Raw genomic sequence first — 23,349 nt, forward strand, 5'->3', positions numbered from 1 at the left:
CCAATAAATAGTATTGACCTGAGTGACTGAGACAAACGTTAACAGATTCCCCTGTCAATAAAAAAGCCACTTCCTTTTGGAGGTGGCTTTTTTGTTGGGGAAGGGGAAAGGGGCTGACCTCAGCCCCGGGTCCTCAACCTTGGGGTAAGCCCCGCCTGATCATCAGGCAACGCTCTTCTTGCTGGCGGGTGTTGAGCAGGGCGCGACGCAGGCCGCTGGACAGGTTGGTTTTACTGTCCAGCACTTGGCTCAACTGATCTATACCTTCGCGGCTGCACTGGGTCGGGATCAGCTGCACATAGCTGCGCATAAACACAGGGCCGCGCTTGTCCATTTCCGTCAGTTGCGACAGGCGCTCGTCGGCGCTGGCCTGGCTCAGCAGTTGTTGCTCCGGCGGGTACAGGGCGCCCATGGCGGGTCTGAGCTTGGGGAAGGGCTCGCTGCCGAGGTGAATTTTCTGCAGCCAGCGGCGCTTGATGGCGGCCTCCGGGCGCTGGGCCTCGGCGCTGATGGCGGCCTTTTGGCCGGCATCTGAGGGATCCCGCGTCAGTTCGTCCTGGATCAAGGTGGCGCTGTCGGGGGCATCGAGGCGATTGAGGCGGGCGATAATGGCCCAGCGCAGGTCCTGGTCCAGTGTCAGCCCGAGAATACTGGCGCGGCCTTCCAGCAGCTGACGCAGATGCTCGCTGGCGTCCTTGCCATAGGCCAGTTCAATCCAGGCCTCGAACCAGCTGCGCTGCAGATCATGCTGGCCCTTGCTCTCCATGGTTTTGCGCAGGCTCATTTGCGACAGGGCCAGCAGGGCGTTGCGGCTATAGTGGCCATCGTTGACCGATGCCTGCAGGTAGTCGGCGGATCGCAGCAGACTGGAGATGATCTGGGCCGACAACTGTTCATCCTGCTCCGCCGGGGCGTTGACCAGGGCGGTGGCTATGTATTGATCCAGACCCAGCTGGCCGTCGTTGACGCTGTCCCACAGGCTTTGCCACAGCATGGCCCGCAGCATGGGATCTTCAACCTTGCCCAGGGCCTGTTTGGCGGTGGCAAAGGAGCGATCGTTGAGCACCACCTTGACGAAGCCCCAGTCACCGTAGTTGGGATAGACCAGATCCGGGCAGGGCAGGCCTTCCAGGGCCGGCACCCGGGTACGCTCGCCCTTGTAAGTGACCTGCTGCAACTGGGTGCGTTCCAGCTCGCGGCGGTTGGCCTGGAACAGCGCCACCTGCACCTTTTGCTCCCTGAGTGTAGGCAGGTCAGCGGGGGCGCTCTGGGTCAGGCTGAAAAAGCTGATTTTGCCGGACTCACACACCAGTTCGGTTTTGAGGTTGTTCACTCCGGCGCTGTAGAGCCAGTCGCGGGTCCATTGGCTCAGGTCGCGACCTGCGGCCTGGCCCAGGCTGGCAATAAAGTCATCCAGGGTGGCATTTTGCCAGGCATAGGTTTGCAGATACTGGGACACACCGCGGCGGAAGGTCTCTTCCCCCAGCAGGTGGCGCAGCTGTTTCAGTACAGAGGCACCTTTTTGGTAGGTGATGGCGTCTATGTTGTCGAAGGCATTGGCCGTGGTGGCCACAGGTACTTCTATGGGGTGGGTGGTCACCAGGCTGTCCTGCTCATAGGCGCGCTGCTTGCCCTTGGCATAGAAGCTTTGCCAGGCGTGTTTGAATTCGGTGGACTCGGCCAGGGCCAGGGTGCCCATAAAGGAGGCAAAGCTTTCGTTCAGCCACAGGCCATTCCACCACTTCATGGTGACCAGATCGCCAAACCACTGGTGGGCCATCTCGTGCATTATCACCCCGGCGAGGCTCTGCTTCTGGTCGCTGCTCATGGCCGAGCTGGACAGGAAGTGACCCTCGGCGAAGGTGATGGCCCCGGCGTTTTCCATGGCGCCGTAGAGGAAGTCGGGCACCAGCAGTTGATCGTACTTGCCAAAGGGATAGGCAATGCCGAAGTAATCATCGAAAAATTTGAGCCCGGCGCTGGTGTAGCTGAACCAATCCTCGGGATTGACCTGGGCCGCCACCGACTGACGGGCAAACAGGCGCATGGGGTAGGGGCCGCGGCTATCTTCCCATACCCGGTAAGGACCGGCGTGCATGGAGAAGTTGTAAGGGCTGAGTTTGGCCGTGGCCGGGAAGTGCCAGCGGCGGCGCTCACCCTGATCTTCAATCTGCTGCTCGCGGGTGGCACTGACCACCTGCCAGTCGGCGGGGGCCGTGACAGTCAGTTGGTAGCTGGCCTTGAGATCCGGCTGGTCAAACAGGGCAAACATCTGCTGGGCGGCAGCAGGTTCGAAATGGGAGTAGAGGTACACCTTGCCATCGACCGGATCGACAAAGCGATGCAGGCCCTCGCCATTGGTACTGTGCTTGCGGCTGAACTGCACCTCAATGCTGTTTTCGCCCTTATTGAGCAGCTTGCCGCTGATCTCAAAATAGCTGCCGTTGTACTTGGGGTAGAGCTTGTTGCCGTTGATGCTGAAACTTTTGACCTGGGCCTGATTGAGATCCAGGGTCAGAAAGCCCTCAGTGTCCGCCAACTCGAAGCTGACCTTGCTGATGGCATTGAAGCTTTCAGCGCCCGTGAGGTCAAAATCCAGCTCGTAGCGGACATTGCTGACGCGCGCCGAGCGCTCGGCGGCCTGCTCTGCGCTGATAAAGGCGCTGCCATCGCGCTTGGTGGGATCAAAATGTGGGGTAACGGCACAGGAAAACAGGTTGCCAAGTGCCAGCGCCAGCACAGCGGTCTTAAACAGCTTCACGTTGGGGATCCTTGAGTTCGGGATTATTTTTTGGCGCTTACACTACCCCAAGCCAAGGGGCTTTGCCAGCCCCTTACCGTCGCTGTGGCCTCAGCTGTTGAGGGCTATGTGCAGACCGCCCCCCGGCAGCGACCGTGAGATGTTCTTTATCTGGTACATGCGGTTGTCGGCCGTATCCATCAGGCTGTTGATATCCAGCCCATCGCCGGGGAAAAAGGCCACCCCTATGCTGGCCCTGAGCTGATGGCTTTCTCCCTCGAAAGTGAAAGGCTTGGCAATGGTCTGTTGCAGACGCTCCAATATCGAATGGATCTCATGATCCTGGGCCAGGGGGGTAAGCAGTATACCGAATTCGTCACCACCTAGGCGCGCCACAGTGTCCGTGGTGCGGGCGGCTGTCTGCAACCTGTGGGCAAATTCTATCAATATGGCGTCACCGGTTCTGTGGCCGAAATTGTCGTTGATGGCCTTGAGGCCATCCATGTCCACCATAAAGATGGCGGCGGGCCGGGGGGGAGTGCGGCTGTTGCGGGTGAGTTGTCTCAGCCTGTCCATAAACACCGAGCGGTTGGCGAGGTCGGTCATGCTGTCATGGGTGGCGCGAAAATAGAGATCGCTCTCATGGTACTCGCTGGCATGGTACATGGCAGCGCTTATCACGTCGGACAGCATGCCCAGCAGCTCTGTGTCGGACTGACTGAAATGCCTGGGCGTGGCCGAATAGGCCTTGATAACCCCGACATTGCGACCCTCGTGATTCAGCGGCATCACCAGCATGGAGCAGACCCCGACCTTGCGGCAGGCTTCGCGATCGACCCTGTCGTCGGTTTCGCTGTCGCTGCACATCAAAATTTCACCGGTGCGGACGCTGAGGCCGGAGAAACTGCTGTTCAGCGCCAGCCTCAGTCCCAGATGTTTGCTGGCGCTACCGGCGGCGGCTCTGTAAACCATCTCGTCACCTTCCACCAATTCGACCACGGCGCCGTCCGAGTTGATCAGTGACAGGACGGATTCCACCACGCAGTCCATGACGTTTGCCAATTCAAATCCCTGTTTGGCGAGTGCAGATTGGATCCCGATTATCTGCAAAAGTTGGGCTTTGCTTGGCATGGGAGCCTCATGTTGCAATTGTTATTGCTAAAGTGTGTACCGGGACGGCGGCGAACTCAACCCGACATGCCTGTTGAATAAGCCGCCCACTTGGAATGAGAGACCCAATTGCATCAGTGGCCGCGGTAGCCCGTCAGCTCCATATAGCCCTGGCCGCTGACTTTCTCACCCCGTGCCTTGCCCTCCAGCTGCACAGGTCCTTCCCAGTAGGGCAGGCTGAGGGCCATTTCGGCGTCGGGGTTGAGGGGGCTGAGGCTCAGGAACAGGTCGTATTGGGGCAACTCCAGGCGCCAGCGCAGTGGCCTGTCTCCCCTGTGCGCCAACTCGGTCAGGTCTATGTCCGTCAAGGTCTCGCCGTGGCCATCGGGCCACATGCGCCGACCACTGATATAGAAGCTGCCGTCCCGGCTTCGCAGACGAAACAGCATCAGCGCCGAGCCGTCATCCAGGTGCAGACCGAACCAGTCCCAGCCCTGCTGCTCCGGGCCAAGGAAATTACTGCTCCACTCCCTATCCAGCCAGCCCTGGCCGTTCACCTCTTGCCAGTCGCCGTCCTTGCCGCTGCGGATCTGGCCCTCAATATGGATAAAGGGCTGGGAATAGTAATAGGAGGCCAGTTCGCCGTCGGCCTGCTTGCGGCTGAAGCCGCCGTCGCCCTGCAATTGCAGCGGCGCCAGGGCCCTGAGTCTGAGCCGATATGCAAATTCCTCTGTGTCCACTTCCAGGGTGGCGGGTAAGACGTCCGGCCCGAGCCCCTGCCAGCGCCAGTTATCGAGATAGACACTGAAAGGCGAAGCTGCAACACCGGCAAGGGCCGGGTGGCCCCGGGACCACTTCTCGGCGCTGTGATGAAAATCGCTCCGGGTCAGGGCCGCGTGGGCAAAATACAACTGCCCTGTGGCCCAAGAATTCGGGCTCCGGGAATCTGCCGGGTTGGGGGAGGCCGCTTGCTGTGGCGCCAGCGCCACCCTGAACTGGGTCCATTGCAGTCCCAAAGGCTCGCCCGTCAACGTTTGCAGGTTGGCGGTGAAATACCACCATTCCTGGCGAAAATCCCCGTGGGCCAGATGATCTTGGGGAAACGTCAGGGGGTGTCCGGGCTTGACCTCCGCAAAGCCCTGGCTGTCGCCGCCCATCAGGCTGCCCATGGAGGGCGCCTCCGGCGCAGGTTCGCAGCCGCCAAGTGCCGGCAGCATCAGGCAAATGGCTAAGGCTAAGAATAGGGCCCGCATCAGATATCCTCCCGTTGCAGGCCATAGACCAGGGGCCGGCGCGCCTGGCGATACAGGGGCCAGGCCAAAGCCAGCGCCGCGGCCAGCAGGGCCGTCAGTACCGCCTTGGCGGCAGCAAGCCATTGCCATTCCATCACCAGACTCCAGCCAAAGGACAAGAGGATCATCTTGTGGATCAGTACCCAGCCCAGCAGGGCCGCCACCGGCAGCGCCAACAGGGAGGTAATAAGCACCATAAGCAACATCTGGGCGGCACAGATAGCGAGGATCTCGCCGCGACTGAGGCCAAGGGCGTAGAGGCGGGCGAGGGCGGTTTCGCGGGCGTTGCCGAGCATCGACAGGGCTGAGAACAGGCCCACGGCCGCCACCAACAGGGTCAGGCTGCCGAGCACGGCGGTGATATCGAAGGTGCGGCCGAACATGGCCAGAGCGCCGGCCTTGATGTCCTGCTGGCTGTAGATCTGGGCTTGGTTAAGGCGCAGCTGCCGGGCCAGTTCGGGTACCAGCCCGGCGGCATCGCAGTCACAATCCAGCGCCAGGCTGTAGGGTGTGGCTATCAGCCCCAGCTTGTGCCACAGGGCTTCGCTTATCAACAGCTGGTGCTGCTGATTGCCGTGATCGTAATAGATTCCGGCAATGGTGAGCCCGAACTCTTGGCCGGCCAGCTGCAGTCGCAGCAGATCCCCAGACGCCAAGCCCAGTGCCAGCGCCATGGGTTCATTGACCAGCACCAGAGCCTCGGTGTTTTGAGTCGAGGGCCCGGACTGAGGCATGGGCTGGGGCAAGGCTTGGGCCAACATGGTCTGCCACAGGTCGTCGTCGGCTTGCTTGAGGGTGCTGGTGACCGCCAGCGATACCTTGTCCCGGGCCAGCAGCTCGACCGGCAGGCTCTTGTCACCGACTCTTACTGCCAGATCCGAAACCCATTGACGATAGACTTGTTTGACCCTGGGATCAGCACCCAGTTGCTCCATCACCTGCGCCATCTGGCTGCCGCTGGGCCTTAAATAAATATCGGCGTGCAGGCGCTGCTCCAGCCAGCGGGTCAGGGTGGATTCAAAGCTGCCCACCAGGGTGGCCATGGCGATATTGGCGGACAGCGCCAGAAACAGCGCCATCATGGCCAGGGACATGGCGGGGGCCAGCTCGCTGCTCTCGGCGAGGGCATAATGGGCTCGTCCGCGGTATTTGAGCCGGGCGGCGAGCGCGCGGGGCAAACGGGCCAGCAGGGCCGGCAATAACAGCGGGGTGCTGATGGCCAACAGGCCCAGCAGTAACAGGCTTTGCATCGCCCCGCTGACAAAGGGCGCAAACAGCGCGGCCAGCACCAACAGGGCCACTGCCAGCTTGAGTTGCAGGCCATGAACCCGGCCGTGGTACCCCAGTTCGCTGCTCTGATGGCGGGAGTGGGATAAGGGGGCCCACAAGAGCCGGTAGTAAAGGGGGCCGCAGGCCGCGAGGCTGGCCACCGCCGTCAGCCCCAGAGCCTGCCACAGCCAGCTTGCCTGCCAGTGCCCCGGCAGCAGTCTGGCGCCGTAAACCTGTTCCAGGGTCATGGCCACCAGGGGCTGCAAAAATTGGCTCAGTTGCAGTCCGATAACAAAGCCAAGAATCGAGCCCAGCAGCACCATCAACAGCAGCTCAAGTCCCAGCGCCGCCATCAGCTCCCGCCGCCTCAGGCCCAACTGCTGCAACTGCACCAAGAGGGCGGTGCGTTTCATCAGGCTGTAGCGTACTCCGTTGTAGGCGATAAAGAGCCCGACCACGAAGGCCAGCAGGCTCATGGCCCTGAGGCTCAGGTGAAAACTGCCGGTAAGTTGCGTGAGGGCCTCGCCCCTGTCCTGCACATTGATGCTGACCTCGGCCTCGGTGATCCCATGCTGGGCCAGCGCCTGCTTAAGTTGCGCTTCCTCCCATGGGCCCAGCAAGACTATGGCAGACAGCCGCCCCGGCATATTCAGCAGACGCTGGGCCAGACCGATATCGGCCACTATGGTACTGCCAAGGCCGAGATCTTCATCCAGGGCCAGCACTTCCAGAGATCCACCGCTGAGCCTGAGCCGGCCATCGCCGGCCAGTTTCTTCGCCTGACTGCGGCTCATCAGCAGCAATGGCTCACCGCCGAGCAGCCGTGCCAGGGGCAATCCCCGTGGCAGCCTCGGGTTGGCAGTCCCGCTTTCTTGGGTACTGAGCGTTCGCCCTGTGACCGCTGCCAGCAGATCCGTGCCGTGCAGGTATATGGGGGGGCCATTTTCCCTGGTTAATGGGCCCGAAAGTTCCGCCAGTGCCGGGCCAAGTCCGGCCCGGCGCAGTCGGAAATACAGGGCTTCATCCAAAGTGGTGGCGCCACCTGCCGGCAGCAGCAAAGCCCCGGCACGGCCCGACAGGGGTTCGGTGGCTTCGTGGTAGCTGCGCAGGGCATTGTCATTGATGGCCTTGACCCCGACGAGCAGGCATACCGCCAGCGCAATTCCCAGCAGTATGGCTCCGGCCTGCAGCGGCGAGCGGCGATAATGGCCGGCAAACACCCGCAGACAGCTGCGCAGGGGGGCCAGTTCAGCCATGGTCTGTTTCCTGTGCCTGGGTTGGGTCTGCGCTGCGGTATTCGCTGATGCGGCCACGGCTCAGATGCCAGCGTCGCTGCATAAAGCCGGCACAGGTTTCTGAGTGGGTGACCATAAGCACGGCCGTCCCGCCTTCCCGCGCCAGCTCACACAGCAGCGCCATTACCTCCAGCCCGGCCTGCTCATCGAGGTTGCCGGTGGGCTCGTCGGCCAGCAGCAGTTGCGGCCTGTGGGCCAGGGCCCGGGCTATGGCAACCCGCTGTTGCTGGCCGCCGGAAAGGCTGTCGACGGCACGGGATAACAGGGGATTCAGTCCCAGCCGGTCGCAGAGATGCTCACACCAGGCCGACCAGGGTTGGCGGTTGAGGGCGAGGGGAAAGCCAATATTGTCCCTGACATTGAGTGGGGTGAGCAGGTTGAATTGCTGGAATACCATGCCCAGTTGCTTGCGGCGAAATCCGGCCCAGTCGGCACTGGAAAAACCGCTGCTGGGCCGGCCCAGCAGGGACAGGGCGCCGCTATCCGGGCTGTCGAAGCCGGCGATAAGATTAAGCAGGGTGCTCTTGCCGCTGCCGCTTGGCCCGGTGAGGGCGACAGTATCCCCCTGGTGCAGTGTCAGGGTCACGCCATCGAGCACCCTGTGCTGCTCATGTCCATCGATAAAGCTTTTGCTTATTCCGTCCAGAGCGACAATCTGCTGCACCTTGAACCCATCCTTTTGCATTCGGCCCGAGCCTCCCAAGCATAACCCATTCACTGTCGGCTGGGCATGCCACTGTATTCAGCTGGCAAAGCGCTCGAGCAGCCAGTTTTCGAACAATTGGATCCGCGCCAGCCTGGGGGACTGGGGATCGTGCAGCAGGCTGTAGCGGATCCCCGACGGCAGCGCCAGATTGATGGGGTTGACCAGGCTGCCGGCCTCGATAAAGGCGCGGGCCATGCGGCGCGAGCCCAGAAACACCCCGTGACCGGACAGGGCCGTGCTCAGGGCCATATCCAGGTTGCTGACACTGATCCATTTGAAATCACGGGGCTGCATGTCGATACCGGCACAGGCGAACCAGGCCGGCCAGTCGCGGCCCGTGGTTTGGGTGCTGTCGATAAGCCAGCAGTGCCGCAGTGCCGCGGCATTGGTCAGTTGACCATCGCGGCACAGTGCCGGTGAGCACAGGGGCACCAGCTCATCCTCGAGCAGGGTACGCTGGGAAAGCCCAGCGTACTCGGTGAAGCCGTAACGTATGGCCACATCCATGCTGCCGTGGTGCAGATCTTCCATGGCCGTCGAGGCCCACACCTTCAGCTGCACCTCGGGATAGCGGCGGTTGAAGTCGCCGAGGGCCGGCGACAACATCATGGTGGCGAAGGATTGGGTGGTGGTGATATTCAGCTCACCTTCAAGGGGTTCACATTTAAGCCGTTTCACCGCCTCGCCTATGGTCGCAAACCCCTGACTGAGCTGTTCCGCCAGCTGTTGGCCCTTGGCCGTCGGCTGCATCTGTCGCCCCTGACGCACAAACAGCTTAATCCCGAGCCAGGCTTCCACCTGACGTACCTGCTGACTGATGGCGGCCTGGGTCACAAACAGCTCCGCCGCAGCCAGGGTATAGCTGCGATGGCGGGCTGCGGCTTCTATGGCCCTGAGGCTGTTGAGATGGTTCAATGGATTCATAAGTTCAACTTATAGTTCCTGTAAGGGAATATCGTTGGTTTATTGACCGGGGCCCGGAAATAATCAGCGCCATGGCAACAGCAGAGGGAGTGGCTATCATGGCTGAATGTGTTCGCGTAACCAAGGTTGATTTTACTGATAATGCAGAAGCTTGTTCTACAAGTCCAGCCCCGGGCCTGCTGGCGCGCTGGTGGCGGGGCTGGCTCAGGTTTTCCGCCCTGGCGGGGTTGGAGTATCAGTCAAGGATGAAATAATACCTTCTTATGATGTGACGGCCGGAAGTACCTCTGGTGCTTCCCGGCCGCTGATTTAAAAAACTGCGTTTGGGTGCTTGCCTGCACCTGTAGCGAATGCTTAAATGAACTGTTGAATTTCAATTTTATTCAACGATTTGCATGCATTCGAGTGCCTTGGCCGCGTCAGGTCGGCGGGGCAGGTATCCGGGCATGATGCCCTCCGGCTCCTGGCCGGTTCAGTAGAGACGCAGTTATGATGGACACCGGCAAACTCCGCAGCTTTCGCAGTAAGATCCTGAGCCAGATCGCCGTGCCCCTGACCCTGATCATGATTGTGGTCTACGGGATCACCGGCTGGTTCCACTATCACGAGAAAGAGCAACAGTTCTTTACCGACCTCTCGGTCAGGGCCGATTTTGGTGCCAAACGGCTGGAATACATCTTGTCACTGGCCCAGCGCGATACCCAGACCCTGGCCTATAACCTGGGTAACCTGGAATTTGCCGCCACCCTGCGCGACCGCAGCGAGCTGGAACAGATGCTGACCCGGCGCCTGGAGCGCAATCCCGAATTTTATGGCTCGGCCATCGCCTTTCGGCCCGATTTTATCGGCACCCAAACCCGCTTTGCTCCCTATGCCTTTCGCCAGGATCTCGGCATTGCCACCCTGGATATAGGCAAGGAGGCCTATGACTACACAGACGGCAGCTGGGAATGGTGGACCGGCGCCCTGAACTCCCCCGACGGGGTGTGGACCGCACCCTATTTTGACGAGGGCGCCGGCAATACCCTGATGATCACCTTCTCTCAACCCTTTGGTGAGCCGAGCCAGCCCCTGGGGGTGGTGACCACGGATCTGGCCCTGTCCAGTCTGCCGCTTCGACTGGGGATGGATCCCAAGACCCTGTTGGTGGTTAACCGGGAAGGCAAGCTTATCTATCACCCAGACAACAACCTGTCCCGGGATGCCGGACTGAAGGATTGGCTGGCAGGGGGCGAGCGCCGCGATGCATTGCAGCGAATTTTCAGCGATCGCAGCCAGGTGGATCTGCAGGATCTCAACGGGGTGCATTTTCTGGCCTCCATCGCCGCCATCCCCAGCCTGGACTGGCGCTTGCTGGTGATCACCCCGCAGCAGCAACTGGTGGATGCCTTTGCCGCCGATTTTGCCGCCCTGAGTATGAACCTGCTGTTGCTGGCCCTGGCGCTGCTGCTGATCAGTTACTGGACCGCCAAGCGCCTCACCCAGCCTTTGGAGCATTTGGAGTCCGGCATTGAGGAGTTTGGTCTGGGCAAGATCCAGCGCCTCGACGCCCCCGAGGGCGCGGTGCGGGAAATCGCCACCCTCAGCAATAAATTCAATGAGATGGCGCAGATGCTTGCGGAGCGGGAGCAGGCCTTGCTGGATTCCCGCGGCAACAGGTTTGCCCGTCTTATCGACGGCATGAGCGACAAGTCGTTTTATTGTTCCATGGATCCCGAGGGCCAGCTGGTGCAGATCAGTTCCGGGGTCGAGAAGGTGCTGGGGTTGGCGCCGGAGCTGCTGAAACGCAAATACCAGCGGCTGTTTTCCAGCAACCCCATCAACGAGGCCAACTGGCGTTACATGGAGCAGGCGCTGCAGGGGCAGAATGTGCCGCCGCATCAGGTGGAAATGTACGACACCGAGGGCCGGGTAAGGCGATTGGATCTCTTTATGCAGCCGCTGTTGGATGATCAGGACAAGCTTATTTCGGTGGAAATGCTGTTCAACGACGTCACCGAGCAGTTTTCGGCGGCGGCCTGGTCCAATGCGGTATTGGAAGCCGCACCCGAAGCCATGCTGATAGTGGATGAAGAGGGCCGTCTGGTGTTCAGCAACAGCCGCTGCCAGCAATTGTTCGGTTATGACGCGACCCGCATGTTGAGCCTTACTGTTGAGCAACTGATGCCCGAGCAGTGGCGCGGGGCTCATCCAGACTTGCGGCGCAGCTTTATCGCCGCCGGGGTCGATCGGGCCATGGGCAAGGTGGATGGGCTACGGGCGCTCAAGGCCGACGGCAGCAGTTTTCCGGTGCAGATAGGGCTCAGTTTATTGCCTGCGGATCATCAGGGCCGCCGCCAGGTGGCGGCCTCCATTCGCGATCTCACCGAGCAACAGGCGGTGGAGCGGCAGATCCGTGAAAGCGAAAGCCGTTTCCGTGGCCTGGTATCCAATGTGCCCGGCGCCGTGTACCGCACCCGGCTCGGTGATGAATGGGTAATGGAATATGTCAGCGACAATATTACCGAGATCACCGGCTTCCCGGCGTGGCACTTTATCGAATCGAAACAGCGCAGTTTCGGCTCGCTGATCCTGGCGGAGGACAGTGAACGTTGCCATCATGTCATTGCCACCGCCATTGCCGAGCAGCAGGCGTTCGAGGTGGAATACCGCATTCATCACAGGGATGGCAGCGTGCGCTGGATCCATGAAAAGGGCAAGGCCAGCTATGACGAGGAGGGCCGGCCACTGTGGTTTGACGGCAGTCTCAACGACGTTACCGATCGCAAGTTGGCGCAGGAAACCCTGGAACAGTCGCGTCAGCAACTGGAGACCATCACAGAATCCCTGCCAAGCACTGTGTATCAGCTGGCCTGGCATGGGGAGCGGCGCCGTCGCTTTACCTTTCTGTCCAGTGCCGCCATCGGCACCCTGGGGATCCACAGGGATCAGATCCTGGAAAATTTCGAGCTGGTGGCCGAACGCATAGTGGAGGAAGACAGGCCCCTGGTGGTCGGGGCGCTCTCCGGTGCCGACGGCCTGCAATGGATGCACGAATTCCGCTACCACCATCCCTCCGGGGATGTGCGCTGGCTGCAGGCCGGGGCTCGGGGGATCCGCCAGGCCGGTGGTCTGCTGTGGAACGGTTATCTGATGGACATCAGCGCCCGCAAGCATATGGAAGCCGACTTGGCCCAGAGCGAGGCCCACTTCCGTGCCCTGTTCGACACCGCCGGCATAGGCATAGTCAATCTGGATCACCGCGGCTGCATCATCGACTGCAACGAGCAGTTCTGCCACTACCTGGGGCTCGATCGCCAGAGCCTGAGCCACAGGATGTTCTCCGAGCTGCTGCACCCCGACGACAGGGTCAGCGCAGCCCAGCTGTTTGCCGAACTGACCGCCGCCGGTCAGGCCAAGCTGACCACTGAGCGGCGTCTGCTGGCGGCCAATGGCGCAATTTTGTGGATGAACATCAATGCCACCGCGCTCTCGGAAGGGGAGGCGGGCGAAATCAGCTCCGCCGTGCTCAGCATGGCCGATATCACCGAACTCAAATTAATGTCAGGGGAATTGCTGCAGGCCAAGGATGAAGCCGATGCCGCCAGCAAGGCCAAGAGCGACTTTTTGGCCAATATGTCCCATGAGATCCGCACCCCCATGAATGCCATCATAGGCATGTCACAGCTGTGTCTGCAGACGGCGCTGGACCGCAAACAGCGCAATTACGTGGAGAAAATCGAGCGCGCTTCCAAGTCCTTGCTCGGCATCATCAACGACATTCTGGACTTCTCCAAGATTGAAGCCGGCAAAATGGATATAGAGGCCATCCCGTTCCAACTTGATACCCTGCTGGAGGACCTGGCGGACATGTTCGCCGCCAAGGTGGCCGACAAGCAGCTGGAACTCTTGTTCAGCGTCGCCCCCAGCGTGCCGACCCATTTGATTGGGGATCCGCTGCGGCTGGGGCAGGTGCTTAACAACCTGATGAACAATGCCATCAAGTTCACCGAGCGCGGCGAGATCATGCTGACAGTCACCGACCTGGCCCAGCAGGACGATGAGCTGGTGCTCAGGTTTACCGTGCGCGACAGCGGCATAGGCCTGACGGCCGAGCAGCAGGCCAAGCTGTTCAAATCCTTCAGCCAGGCCGACTCCTCCACCACCCGCAAATACGGCGGCACCGGCCTGGGGCTGGCCATCTGCAAGCAGCTGGTGGAACTGATGGGCGGCGAGATTGGGGTCGAGAGTCAGTATGGCAATGGCAGCAGCTTCCATTTCAGCGTCCGCCTAAAGATCAGGGATCAGTCCCGGCTGAAGGTGGAGCAGGAACTGGAGGGGATGAAACTGCTTGTGGTGGATGACAACGGCACCGCCCGGGACATAATGCGCACCACCTTGGAAAGCATGGGCTTCAAGGTCGACAGCGCCCGCAGCGGCATAGAGGCGGTGGACAAGTGTAGCCGTGAGCAATACCGCATCGCCCTTATCGACTGGAAGATGCCGGAGCTCGACGGGGTGGAAACTGCCGCCAGGATCAAGGCCCTGCCCGGTGAACCGCCGCTGCTGCTGATGGTGTCGGCCCACGCCAATGCGGACTTTATCGGTGAAATTGAGCAGTTGGGCCTCAGTGGTTATATCACCAAGCCGGTCAGCGCTTCGCGCCTGCTGGATGCCATCATGTCGGCCCTTGGCAAGCAGGGGCACAAGGGGGTTCGCCGCGGCAGGGACCACAGCCTGGCAGAGCCACTGCTGGCCCAGCTCAAGGGCAAACGCATACTGCTGGTGGAAGACAACGAGATGAACCAGGAGGTGGCGACCGAGTTCCTGGAGCAAGTTGGGATTGAGCTGTCGCTGGCGGAAAATGGCCAGATAGCCCTGGAAAAACTGGGGCAGCAGCATTTTGATCTGGTGCTGATGGACTGCCAGATGCCGGTGATGGACGGATACCAGGCCACGGCGGCGCTGCGCAAGCTGCCAGGCCTCGACAACTTGCCTGTGATAGCCATGACCGCCAATGCCATGGCCGGTGACAGGGAGATGTGCCTGCGGGCCGGCATGAACGATCACATACCCAAGCCCATAGAGGTGGGGCTCTTGTACCGCACCCTGCTGCGCTATCTGGGGGATGGCAGCGAACCTGTCCCCGGGGTGATGGAGATGGATACGCCCACTCTCACCAGCTGGCCCGAGCATGCTGAACTCGACATAGACAGAGGCTTGCAGCTGGTGCAGCACTCGGAGCGCCTGTACCGGCGCATCTTCGAGCGCTTTATTGAGTCCCAGGCCGATGTGGGCGCGCGGATCCGCACCGCCATGGCGGCAGAAAAGCAGGAGGAGGCGGTGCGCTTGGCCCATACTCTGAAAGGTCTGGCGGGCAATCTGAGCTCGGCGGCCCTGGCGGAGCAGGCACGGGAGCTGGAGGCGCAGCTGGCGGCCAACGGCGACTGGCAGGCTGTGCTGGCGACACTCGAACCCCTGGTGGCGGATATCTGCGCCGCCATAGGCCTGTGGCAGGGGGAAACTGTGGTCGCAGAGCAGCCACAAGCAACAGCGGCCTTATTGACCGGTGCCGAACTGCAGCAGGCGCTGACGACCTTGCTGACGGCCCTGGAAGAGGCCGATGCCACGGCTCTGCCCCAGGTGGAAGCCATAGCCGGACGGGTCGATAAGGCCCTTGAACAACAACTTAAACCCGTGGTCAGGATGACCGCCAATTATCAATTCGATGAGGCCGCAGAACTTATTCAGGATCTGCTGGCAAAGATGGCAACAGCCCCGGAGGCAGGAGAAGTGCATGGAGCAGGCTAGCATTCTGGTGGTGGACGACACCCCGGAAAATATCGACATTCTGGTGGGAATATTGGGGGATGAGTACAAGGTCAAGGTGGCCATTGACGGCCCCCGGGCCCTGGCATTGGCGCAGAAAGCGCTGCCGGATCTGATCCTGCTGGATGTGATGATGCCGGGCATGAACGGTTACGAAGTCTGTCGGCGTCTGAAGCAGGAGCCGCTCACCAGCCATATCCCGGTGATCTTTGTCACCGCCCTGTCGGAGGTGGAGGATGAAACCCAGGGGTTTGCCCTCGGGGCCGTGGACTATATCACCAAGCCGGTCAGTGCCCCCATAGTCAAGGCCCGGGTGCGCAACCATCTGGCGCTGTACGATCAAAAGCGGCTGCTGGAGCAACAGGTGGCCGAGCGCACCCGCGAGCTGGAGCAGACCCGCTTTGAGATCATCCGCCGTCTGGGGCGGGCTGCCGAATACAAGGACAATGAAACCGGCCTGCACGTGGTGCGCATGAGCCACTACGCCCGCCTGTTGGCTGAGCAGCTGGGCTTGCCGCCCAAGTATTGCGAGCTCTTGTACAACGCCGCACCGATGCACGACATAGGCAAGATAGGCACCCCGGATGCGGTGCTGAAGAAGCCCGCCAAGTTGGAAGCCGACGAGTGGCAGGTGATGCAGCAACACGCCGAAATCGGTGCCGAGATCATAGGTGAACATGACGATCCCTTGCTGGAAATGTCACGCCGTATCGCCCTGACCCATCACGAAAAGTGGGATGGCAGCGGTTATCCCAAGGGTCTCAAGGGCACGGACATCCCCATCGAAGGGCGCATAGTGGCCATTGCCGATGTGTTTGATGCCCTGACCTCCATCCGCCCCTATAAGCAGGCCTGGAGCATAGAGGACACCATGGCACTGCTGGAGCGCGAGGCGGGCAAACACTTCGATCCCGAGTTGGTGGCCCAGTTCAAGCTGATCCTCGATAAGGTGATAGCCGTACGGGACAAGTATATGGAGACGGATGGCGGGCCTGAGTAATCCTTAGCTGAAATAAACAAGGCGCCCGTGGGCGCCTTGTTTTTTCGAGTTTGCCGCGTTAGGCCTGCTCAAGGCTGTAGGGCAGGGGCAGGGGACGCAGCTCGGCACCGAGGTCGTCCGCCAGGCGCAGCAGGGCATCGGCCGGGGTGTCGTTGGCCAGCACGGCCGTCAGCAGCACCTGGTTGTCGCGCTGTACCACTTCTATGATGTTACCCGCCTTGCGATGGCCCCCTTCAACGGCGATTTCCAGTGTGCTCTCCAGGCGCACCTTGGTGGCTGCCGTGCCCGACAGCACGTACAGGGCGCGCTTGTTGCCACCGCGGTAATGGGTGCGGGCCACGGTTTCCTGGCCCATATAGCAGCCCTTGGTAAAGCTGATGCCATCCAGCGCCTGCAGGTTGCACATCTGCGGTATGTACTCGTTGGCATGGTTGGCCGCCAGGTTGGGGTAACCGTCGCGGATCTCCAGCGCCTGCCAGGCACTGGCGTCATAGAGAGGCTGACCGCTGCCGGCCACCAGGGCCTCGGCATCGGCCTTGGGCAATACCAGGATGTAGCGCGCCTTGTCCCGGATGACGGCGCCTTGCTCCAGGGCGGTCAAGGCCGAGTCACAGGGGCCGAATTTGGCTTCGACAAAGGCCTTGGCCTCGCTGCCCATCACCCCGAGCAGGGTCCAGTCGCCACTGGCATCCACCAGTTCGGCCTTGCTGAACACGGCGTATTTCTTCAGTTGCGGCAGGTCTATTTCCAGGGCGCTGCGGGGCATCATCAGCGCCAGGGCATCGCCCAGAGAAAAGGCGCGGAAACTGGCCAGCATGCGACCCTTGGGATCGCAATGGGCACCCCAGCACCAGGCGTCGCTGGCCAGAGAGCTGATGTCGGCGGTCACCTGACCGTGAATAAAGCTGCGGCCCTGCTCGCCGCTGATGCGGATAAGCCCCAGGTGGTTAAGCAGGCACAGCCCCAGGGCTGGGCCCTGGCTGTCCAGTGACCATTGGGGTTGGGATACTGTGAAGGTCATTGCGGATTCCTTTGGAAATAACGGCAAGTATGCCCGGATTGTAGCGGATTAAGCGTCTGACATTAAAGGGGCAGAAGCAAAGAGCGGCGGCAAAAACAAAAGGGGCACCATTGGCGCCCCTTTTAACCATGCCCAGCTTATCAGTACAACAGGCGGGTACGGATTGTGCCTTCGATGGCCTTCATTTGTTCCAGGGCCTCTTCGGCCTGGTGAGTGTCCACTTCCATTACCACGTAACCTATCTCGGCGGTGGTTTGCAGGTACTGGGCCGAGATGTTGATGCTCTTCTCGGAGAAGGCCTGGTTAATCTTGATCAGAATACCGGGGCGGTTTTTATGTATGTGCAGCAGACGCGAGGTGCCCTTGTGCAGCGGCAGGGAAACCTCGGGGAAGTTCACCGCAGACACTGTACTGCCGTTGTCCGAGTACTTGGCCAGCTTGCCGGCCACTTCGATGCCTATGTTTTCCTGGGCTTCTTCTGTGCTGCCACCCACGTGCGGGGTGAGGATCACATTGTCGAGGCCGCGCAGGGGGCTGATGAATTCGTCGGTGTTGGACTTGGGCTCCACCGGGAACACGTCGATGGCGGCACCGGCCAGATGCTCTTCCTTGAGGGCGGCGGTCAGGGCATCAATGTCGACCACAGTGCCGCGGGAAGCGTTGATCAAAATGCTGCCCTTGCGCATGGTGGCCAGCTCTTCGGGGCCGATCATGTTCTTGGTCTGTGGGGTCTCGGGTACGTGCAGGCTGACCACGTCGGCCTGGGCCAGCAGTTGCTCCATGGAGTGAATTTGCTGGGCATTACCCAGCGGCAGCTTGTCTTCGATATCGAAGAACACCACCCGCATACCCAGGGTTTCCGCCAGGATCCCCAGTTGGGTACCTATGTGGCCATAGCCAATCACACCCAGGGTCTTGCCGCGCACTTCGAAGCTGCCGTTGGCGCTCTTGAGCCAGCCACCGCGGTGGGCCAGGGCGTTACGCTGGGGTATGCCGCGCATCAGCATAATGATCTCACCCAGTACCAGCTCGGCAACGCTGCGGGTGTTGGAGAAGGGGGCGTTGAACACAGGGACACCGGCCAGTTCGGCGGCCTTGAGGTCCACCTGGTTGGTACCGATACAGAAGCAGCCTATGCCCACCAGTTTCTCGGCCCTGGCCAGCACTTCGGCGCTCAGGTGGGTGCGGGAGCGGATCCCGACAAAGTGGGCATCTTTAATCGAAGCGATCAGCTCATCCTCCGCCAGGGAGGCCTTGTGATACTCGATATTGGTGTAACCTGCGCGCTCGAATACATTCACCGCAGACTGGTGGACGCCTTCCAACAACAGGATCTTGATTTTATCCTTGTCCAGCGAGTGTTTCGCCATCTGTTGATACCCTCTTCGTTTTAGGAATTATGCTTATGCTATGTGCTATGCTGACTGCCAACTGCCAGCACAAATTAGCATTTTTTTAACCTGCTGTGGAGGGCTGGACGGCTAAAGTGTTTATTCCAATTTTAGAACAATATCGTATAAGAGGTCCGTTCTTTGTATAAACCCTTAATATGGCTGGGCAGCTACCTGGCAATCTTGCTCTGGTCCCTTTACCAACCCCACGATGGTTTTACCTGGTTTTTAGAAGCGGTACCTGCACTCGTCGCCCTGCCGCTGCTGGCCCTGACCCGCAAACGCTTTCCTCTGACGCCCCTGGCCTATGTGTTGGTGTTGCTGCACTGCAGCATATTGTTTGTAGGTGCCCACTATACCTATGCCGAGGTGCCGCTGTTTGACAGCCTGGCCCAGTGGATGGGGAGCGAACGCAACAATTACGACAAGCTGGGGCACCTGGCCCAGGGCTTTGTACCCGTAATACTGGCGCGGGAAATCATGCTGCGAAAGCAGGCGGTGAAACCCGGGGCCTGGTGTCATTTCCTGTGTCTGTGTTTTGTGCTGGCCCTGTCGGCCTTCTATGAACTTATCGAATGGTGGGTGGCGGTAGCCACCGGGGACAGTGCCGAGGCGTTTCTCGGCACCCAGGGTTATGTCTGGGACACCCAGTCCGACATGCTGATGGCGCTGCTCGGTGGCATGCTGGCATTGCTGCTGTTTAACCGTATGCATGACCGTCAGTTGCAAAAAATTACCTAATATTATCAATTGCTTCTATTGTGACAGTTCAAATAAAATCCAACTAGTGATTGTGATTCAACGGCTTAGCCTTTGGGTGTTTATCAAGCTCGTCAGAATCATACTTTGGACTGATGGAGTTATGCTTTGCCGGCAGCACAATCTAGCCCGAGTAACAGAATTAACTATAAAGGCCAGAACATGGAATGTTGGCCACAGAATTACCTGAGTAATGCCACAAAACCATAAGAGACTTTTCAGGGAGAAAAGCAGATGAGTAACATCAATGAGCTAATTTTTGTTCATCAGGTCGCAGCCCCTTGCCATCTGGCCATGCTGGCCGAGTCCATAGGTTTGAAGACCCGGGTGGTACGTCACGCCGCTGAGCTGGAGCCCAGCGGTAATCCCAATGCGTTTTATCTGATAGCCCAAAAAGGGTCGGCACTGGATAACCAGGGCATTCCCTTGCTGGCCAGTCGCCTGGTTCAGCATGTACCCGTGGCCCTGTATCACGTGGACCGTAGTGCCCTGGAGCCCGAGGCCGCCCTCTTGATGGGGATCCGTGGTCTGCTGTATGCGGATCAGCGTCTCGACCTTATGCTCACCGGGCTGCGCAAGATGGTGGCCGATGAGCTGTGGTTCGAGCGGCCGCTTATCAGCAAGGTGTTCCGGCAGTTGGTTAAAAAGCTCGATAGCCGCGAATCCCAGACCCACGACAGCCTGGCGGCGCTGCAGTCCCTTACCAATCGCGAGCGCACCATAATCCAGTTGGTGTCCAGCGGTGCCCGCAACAGGGAAATCGCCGATAACCTGTGTATCAGCGAGCACACGGTCAAGGCCCATATTTCCTCGATTTTCAAAAAGACCGAATCCCGTAACAGGGTAGAGTTATTGCGCTGGGCCCAGAATCACCAGCAATATTTCAGTCTCTGATTTAATCGCATTGTGTACCATGAAATCGACAAGTTTATGGTGCACAATGCTATTTAAATACCGTATTTAATTCCGTTATTTGTTGATTAAAATACCGGCGTTTGAATTTGCCCGTGTGAATCTAATTTACCATGCTGGATATATTAAGTCGGCTATTAAGATTATATCGCGTCTTGGCTGTTTTCTGCTTAATTTATGTTTTTATTGGTTTTCATCTTTAAGTCTTGATTTGACTGTTCTTTTATCTGTAAAAAAGATCATATTTATCCGTGTGTTATACGCTTTAATTCCATTGATGAACTGTGATCTTTCCCCTTCTTTTAGTTGATTATCTTTGGGACAATCCCGCCGCTCGTTAATTAAGAATAACGACAATATTATAAATACAGGGGTTGAAAATATGGATAACGTTAACAAGCTGACAGCCATAGCGCTGGCAGTGGCTTCGGCTTTGCCTGTGATGGCCAATGCCGATGTGATGATCACCGAATATGTCGAAGGCAGTTCCAATAACAAGGCCATCGAACTCTATAACAGCGGCGATGCCGCCGTGGATCTGACCGGCTATAAGCTGGTGCGCTACAAAGACGGCGCCACAGATCCGCTGGACATGGTGTTGCTGGACGGCAAGAGCCTGGCACCCAAGGCCATCAAGGTCATATTGCACCCAAGCGCGGCCATTACCCTGCCGGCCGGCACCGACTCCATGACTGGCGATCTCTACTTCAACGGTGGTGACGCCGTGGGCCTGCTGAAAGACGGCGTGGTGGTGGATCTGGTGGGCGCAGTACCTACACCCCTGGATTGGGGCAAGGACATCACCCTGGCCCGCAAGAGCACGGCCCTGAGCGCCAGCGCCAGCTTCAACGCCGCCAACTGGGACAGCCTGCCTAATGACAGCTTCGCCGGCCTTGGCAGCCTCGAAGGTGCAGCCGCCCCTGAGGTACCCGCATTCAGCTGCGCCGGTGCCAAACTGACACCCATCTATGATATCCAGGGCGCAGGCGCTTCCAGCCCCCTGGTGCCCGAAGGCAAGTTTGAGTCCGACAACGAAGTCACGGTTCGCGGTGTGGTCAGTGCCCGCGGTGAAAGCCTGTTCAAGGGCTTCTACCTGACCGACGTAAAGGGCGACAACTCGCCCTACACCTCTGATGGCATATTTGTATTCCTCGGTGAAGCCGCCCCGGAAGCCATTCAGCCCGGCGTTGAGGTGTGTGTTCAGGGTAAGGTGAAGGAATACTTCGGTCTGACCCAGCTGGACATCAAGGCCGACAAGAAATTTGAACTGGGCGCCGCCGGTGATGTTCCTGCGGCCGTGCCTTTCTATGTGGCCGATGGCGAAGGACTGGAGCAAGCGCTGGAGCGCTACGAGGGCATGAAAGTGGTACTGGATGCCGGCAGTGACATCAAGGTCAGCCGTACCTTCAGCTACGACTATGCGGCCCGTCGCAACAACATCATGCTGTCCCACAAGGCGCCGCTGATGAAGCCGACCCAGGTTTACCCCGCCCTGACCGAAGAGGCCATGGCGCTGGAAAAAGCCAACCGCGCCAATGAGCTGTTCCTGGAATCCGACTATAAGGCCGCCAACGGCGTGGTGCCTTATATGCCGGACTTCAATGCCGAAACCGGTTATATCCGGGTGGGCGATCAACTGACCCACCTTGAAGGCATGGTGGGTTACAGCTACAACGAGTACCGCCTGGTGGCCACCAATACCATCAGCGCCGGTGACATACTGCGTGGCGACGACCGCACCCAGGCCCCGAGTGTTGCCACCAAGGGTGATATCCGGGTCGCCAGCTTCAACGTGCTCAACTTCTTCAACGACGTGGTGGGCGGCGATGCCAACCCGACGGGCAGTAACCGCGGTGCCCTGACCGAAGAAGAAATGCTGCTGCAACGCACCAAGATAGTGAATGCCATCAGTGCCATGAATGCCGATATCGTCGGCCTGATGGAAATCGGCAACAACGGCTTTGGTGAGCTGAGCGCCATCCGCAACCTGGTGGATGCCCTCAACGCGCAGCAGGATACCGGCAACCAATACAGCTTCGTTGAAATCGCCGATGCCGACAAATATGACGGCAAGTATTTCGCTGAAGATGCCATTACCGTGGGCATGCTGTACCGCGCCGCCCGGGTGACCCCAGAGGGGGATGCCTTTGTGATTGTCACCCCGGAGCAGCACGCCGCCGCCGGTGTCGCCACCCGCCAAAGTGGTGAGACAGTGGAAACCAGTCCTGCCCAGGACAAGTACCAGCGTCACAGCCTGGGACAGCGCTTCAAGATCCACGATGACTCCCTGACCGTGGTGGTAAACCACCTCAAGTCCAAGGGCTCGGGCTGTCTGGAAGACTGGCTGAACTTTGAAGACAAGGTCGATCCCGCCCACCTGCAGGGCAAGTGCAACGACTTCCGCGTCTCCGCCGCCAAGGTGATCGGTGAGGCCCTGAAGGATGTGGACGGCGACCTGCTGGTGATAGGCGATCTCAATGCCTACGGTCTGGAAGATCCTGTGCGGGTGCTGACAGACTATGATGCGGCGAACTCGGATCGCGCCATCAAGACGGCATCCTGGACCACGCTCAATGGCAAGGTGTACGAGCGTGAGGGCTCAGTGGTTGAAAAGGGTTATGGCCTGATCAACCTCAACACCCAGGCTCACGGCGCCGATACCTATTCCTACAGCTACAATGGTGAGCTTGGCAATCTGGACCACGCCCTGGCCAACGCCAGCCTGGCCAAGCGCCTGGTGGACATAGAGGATTGGCACATCAACTCGGTTGAATCCAACCTGTTTGAATATGGCAAGAAATTCACCGGTGAACTGGCCAAATCCGAGAACGCCTTCTCGGCTTCCGACCATGACCCTGTGATTGTGGCCCTGAGCTATCCGGCCCCGGTTGAGCCAGTCACCCCCGAGCCCGTGGCACCGGCAGACAAGGGCGGTGCCCTAGGCGGTCTGGCCCTGGCCATGCTGTCACTGCTGGGACTGCGTCGCCGCGTGCGCTGATGCGTCTTGACTGATGTAGCTTGATTGAGCAAACGCCCTGCAATGCAGGGCGTTTTTATTTCTGCCCTTTGGCTTTACCACCAGAGACAGGGCAATAAAAAGGGAGCCCTTGGGCTCCCTTTTT

At 59.6% G+C, this 23,349-nt stretch carries 13 protein-coding genes; 5 read left to right on the forward strand and 8 right to left on the reverse strand.

Translation table 11 applies throughout. The features are described from left to right. Positions 1 to 133: 133 nt before the first annotated feature. The 6 genes from pepN to JYB84_RS03120 form a co-directional block, all read right to left on the reverse strand. A complete protein-coding gene (gene pepN / locus JYB84_RS03095) occupies positions 134 to 2,761 on the reverse strand; it encodes an aminopeptidase N (protein ID WP_207321996.1) in 2,628 nt (875 codons plus the stop codon). A gap of 90 nt (positions 2,762 to 2,851) precedes the next feature. Further along, a complete protein-coding gene (locus tag JYB84_RS03100) occupies positions 2,852 to 3,871 on the reverse strand; it encodes a sensor domain-containing diguanylate cyclase (protein WP_207321997.1) in 1,020 nt (339 codons plus the stop codon). 113 nt (positions 3,872 to 3,984) lie between these two features. After that, positions 3,985 to 5,103: a lipocalin-like domain-containing protein gene (locus JYB84_RS03105; RefSeq protein ID WP_207321998.1), complete on the reverse strand. Its 1,119-nt coding sequence runs from the start codon at positions 5,101 to 5,103 to the stop codon at positions 3,985 to 3,987. Further along, positions 5,103 to 7,667 carry an FtsX-like permease family protein gene (locus JYB84_RS03110; RefSeq protein WP_207321999.1) on the reverse strand — a complete coding sequence of 855 codons (2,565 nt, stop codon included), beginning with the start codon at positions 7,665 to 7,667 and terminating at the stop codon, positions 5,103 to 5,105. The genes JYB84_RS03105 and JYB84_RS03110 overlap by 1 nt, the downstream gene beginning before the upstream one ends. After that, a complete protein-coding gene (locus tag JYB84_RS03115) occupies positions 7,660 to 8,391 on the reverse strand; it encodes an ABC transporter ATP-binding protein (protein ID WP_207322000.1) in 732 nt (243 codons plus the stop codon). Before JYB84_RS03115 ends, JYB84_RS03110 begins: the two co-directional genes overlap by 8 nt. A gap of 57 nt (positions 8,392 to 8,448) precedes the next feature. Beyond that, entirely contained in the window at positions 8,449 to 9,336 is an 888-nt protein-coding gene (locus tag JYB84_RS03120) for a LysR substrate-binding domain-containing protein (protein ID WP_207322001.1), read from the reverse strand. A gap of 492 nt (positions 9,337 to 9,828) precedes the next feature. On the opposite strand from JYB84_RS03120, the gene JYB84_RS03125 reads away from it, so the two are divergent. Beyond that, positions 9,829 to 15,126 (forward strand): PAS domain S-box protein, encoded by a 5,298-nt coding sequence (locus tag JYB84_RS03125; protein ID WP_207323075.1) that lies wholly within the window; start codon positions 9,829 to 9,831, stop codon positions 15,124 to 15,126. Continuing rightward, positions 15,113 to 16,144, forward strand: coding sequence for a response regulator (locus JYB84_RS03130; protein ID WP_207322002.1), 1,032 nt, complete (start codon positions 15,113 to 15,115; stop codon positions 16,142 to 16,144). Before JYB84_RS03125 ends, JYB84_RS03130 begins: the two co-directional genes overlap by 14 nt. 58 nt (positions 16,145 to 16,202) lie before the next feature. Here the strand turns inward: JYB84_RS03130 and ygfZ are convergent, their stop codons facing one another. Both ygfZ and serA read right to left on the reverse strand, forming a co-directional pair. Beyond that, entirely contained in the window at positions 16,203 to 17,165 is a 963-nt protein-coding gene (gene ygfZ, locus JYB84_RS03135) for a tRNA-modifying protein YgfZ (RefSeq protein WP_207322003.1), read from the reverse strand. 140 nt (positions 17,166 to 17,305) lie between these two features. After that, on the reverse strand, positions 17,306 to 18,535 hold the full coding sequence (gene serA / locus JYB84_RS03140; protein WP_207322004.1) for a phosphoglycerate dehydrogenase: 1,230 nt from the start codon (positions 18,533 to 18,535) through the stop codon (positions 17,306 to 17,308). 162 nt (positions 18,536 to 18,697) lie between these two features. On the opposite strand from serA, the gene JYB84_RS03145 reads away from it, so the two are divergent. The 3 genes from JYB84_RS03145 (at position 18,698) to exeM (ending at position 23,225) form a co-directional block, all read left to right on the forward strand. Continuing rightward, positions 18,698 to 19,297 carry a DUF2238 domain-containing protein gene (locus JYB84_RS03145; RefSeq protein ID WP_207322005.1) on the forward strand — a complete coding sequence of 200 codons (600 nt, stop codon included), beginning with the start codon at positions 18,698 to 18,700 and terminating at the stop codon, positions 19,295 to 19,297. A gap of 252 nt (positions 19,298 to 19,549) precedes the next feature. After that, on the forward strand, positions 19,550 to 20,209 hold the full coding sequence (locus JYB84_RS03150; protein ID WP_207322006.1) for a helix-turn-helix transcriptional regulator: 660 nt from the start codon (positions 19,550 to 19,552) through the stop codon (positions 20,207 to 20,209). A 400-nt stretch (positions 20,210 to 20,609) separates the two neighbouring features. After that, a complete protein-coding gene (gene exeM, locus JYB84_RS03155) occupies positions 20,610 to 23,225 on the forward strand; it encodes an extracellular exonuclease ExeM (protein WP_207322007.1) in 2,616 nt (871 codons plus the stop codon). Positions 23,226 to 23,349: the final 124 nt, after the last annotated feature.

The organism is Shewanella cyperi, from assembly GCF_017354985.1.
GTDB lineage: Bacteria > Pseudomonadota > Gammaproteobacteria > Enterobacterales > Shewanellaceae > Shewanella > Shewanella cyperi.

What these genes read in the sequence shown, in the direction of transcription:
- JYB84_RS03100 (WP_207321997.1), bottom strand. Translation starts at nt 3,871, where the DNA reads ATGCCAAGCAAAGCCCAACTTTTGCAGATAATCGGGATCCAATCTGCA.
- JYB84_RS03105 (WP_207321998.1), bottom strand. Translation starts at nt 5,103, where the DNA reads ATGCGGGCCCTATTCTTAGCCTTAGCCATTTGCCTGATGCTGCCGGCA.
- JYB84_RS03110 (WP_207321999.1), bottom strand. Translation starts at nt 7,667, where the DNA reads ATGGCTGAACTGGCCCCCCTGCGCAGCTGTCTGCGGGTGTTTGCCGGC.
- JYB84_RS03115 (WP_207322000.1), bottom strand. Translation starts at nt 8,391, where the DNA reads ATGCAAAAGGATGGGTTCAAGGTGCAGCAGATTGTCGCTCTGGACGGA.
- JYB84_RS03120 (WP_207322001.1), bottom strand. Translation starts at nt 9,336, where the DNA reads ATGAATCCATTGAACCATCTCAACAGCCTCAGGGCCATAGAAGCCGCA.
- JYB84_RS03125 (WP_207323075.1), top strand. Translation starts at nt 9,829, where the DNA reads ATGGACACCGGCAAACTCCGCAGCTTTCGCAGTAAGATCCTGAGCCAG.
- JYB84_RS03130 (WP_207322002.1), top strand. Translation starts at nt 15,113, where the DNA reads ATGGAGCAGGCTAGCATTCTGGTGGTGGACGACACCCCGGAAAATATC.
- ygfZ (WP_207322003.1), bottom strand. Translation starts at nt 17,165, where the DNA reads ATGACCTTCACAGTATCCCAACCCCAATGGTCACTGGACAGCCAGGGC.
- serA (WP_207322004.1), bottom strand. Translation starts at nt 18,535, where the DNA reads ATGGCGAAACACTCGCTGGACAAGGATAAAATCAAGATCCTGTTGTTG.
- JYB84_RS03150 (WP_207322006.1), top strand. Translation starts at nt 19,550, where the DNA reads ATGAGTAACATCAATGAGCTAATTTTTGTTCATCAGGTCGCAGCCCCT.
- exeM (WP_207322007.1), top strand. Translation starts at nt 20,610, where the DNA reads ATGGATAACGTTAACAAGCTGACAGCCATAGCGCTGGCAGTGGCTTCG.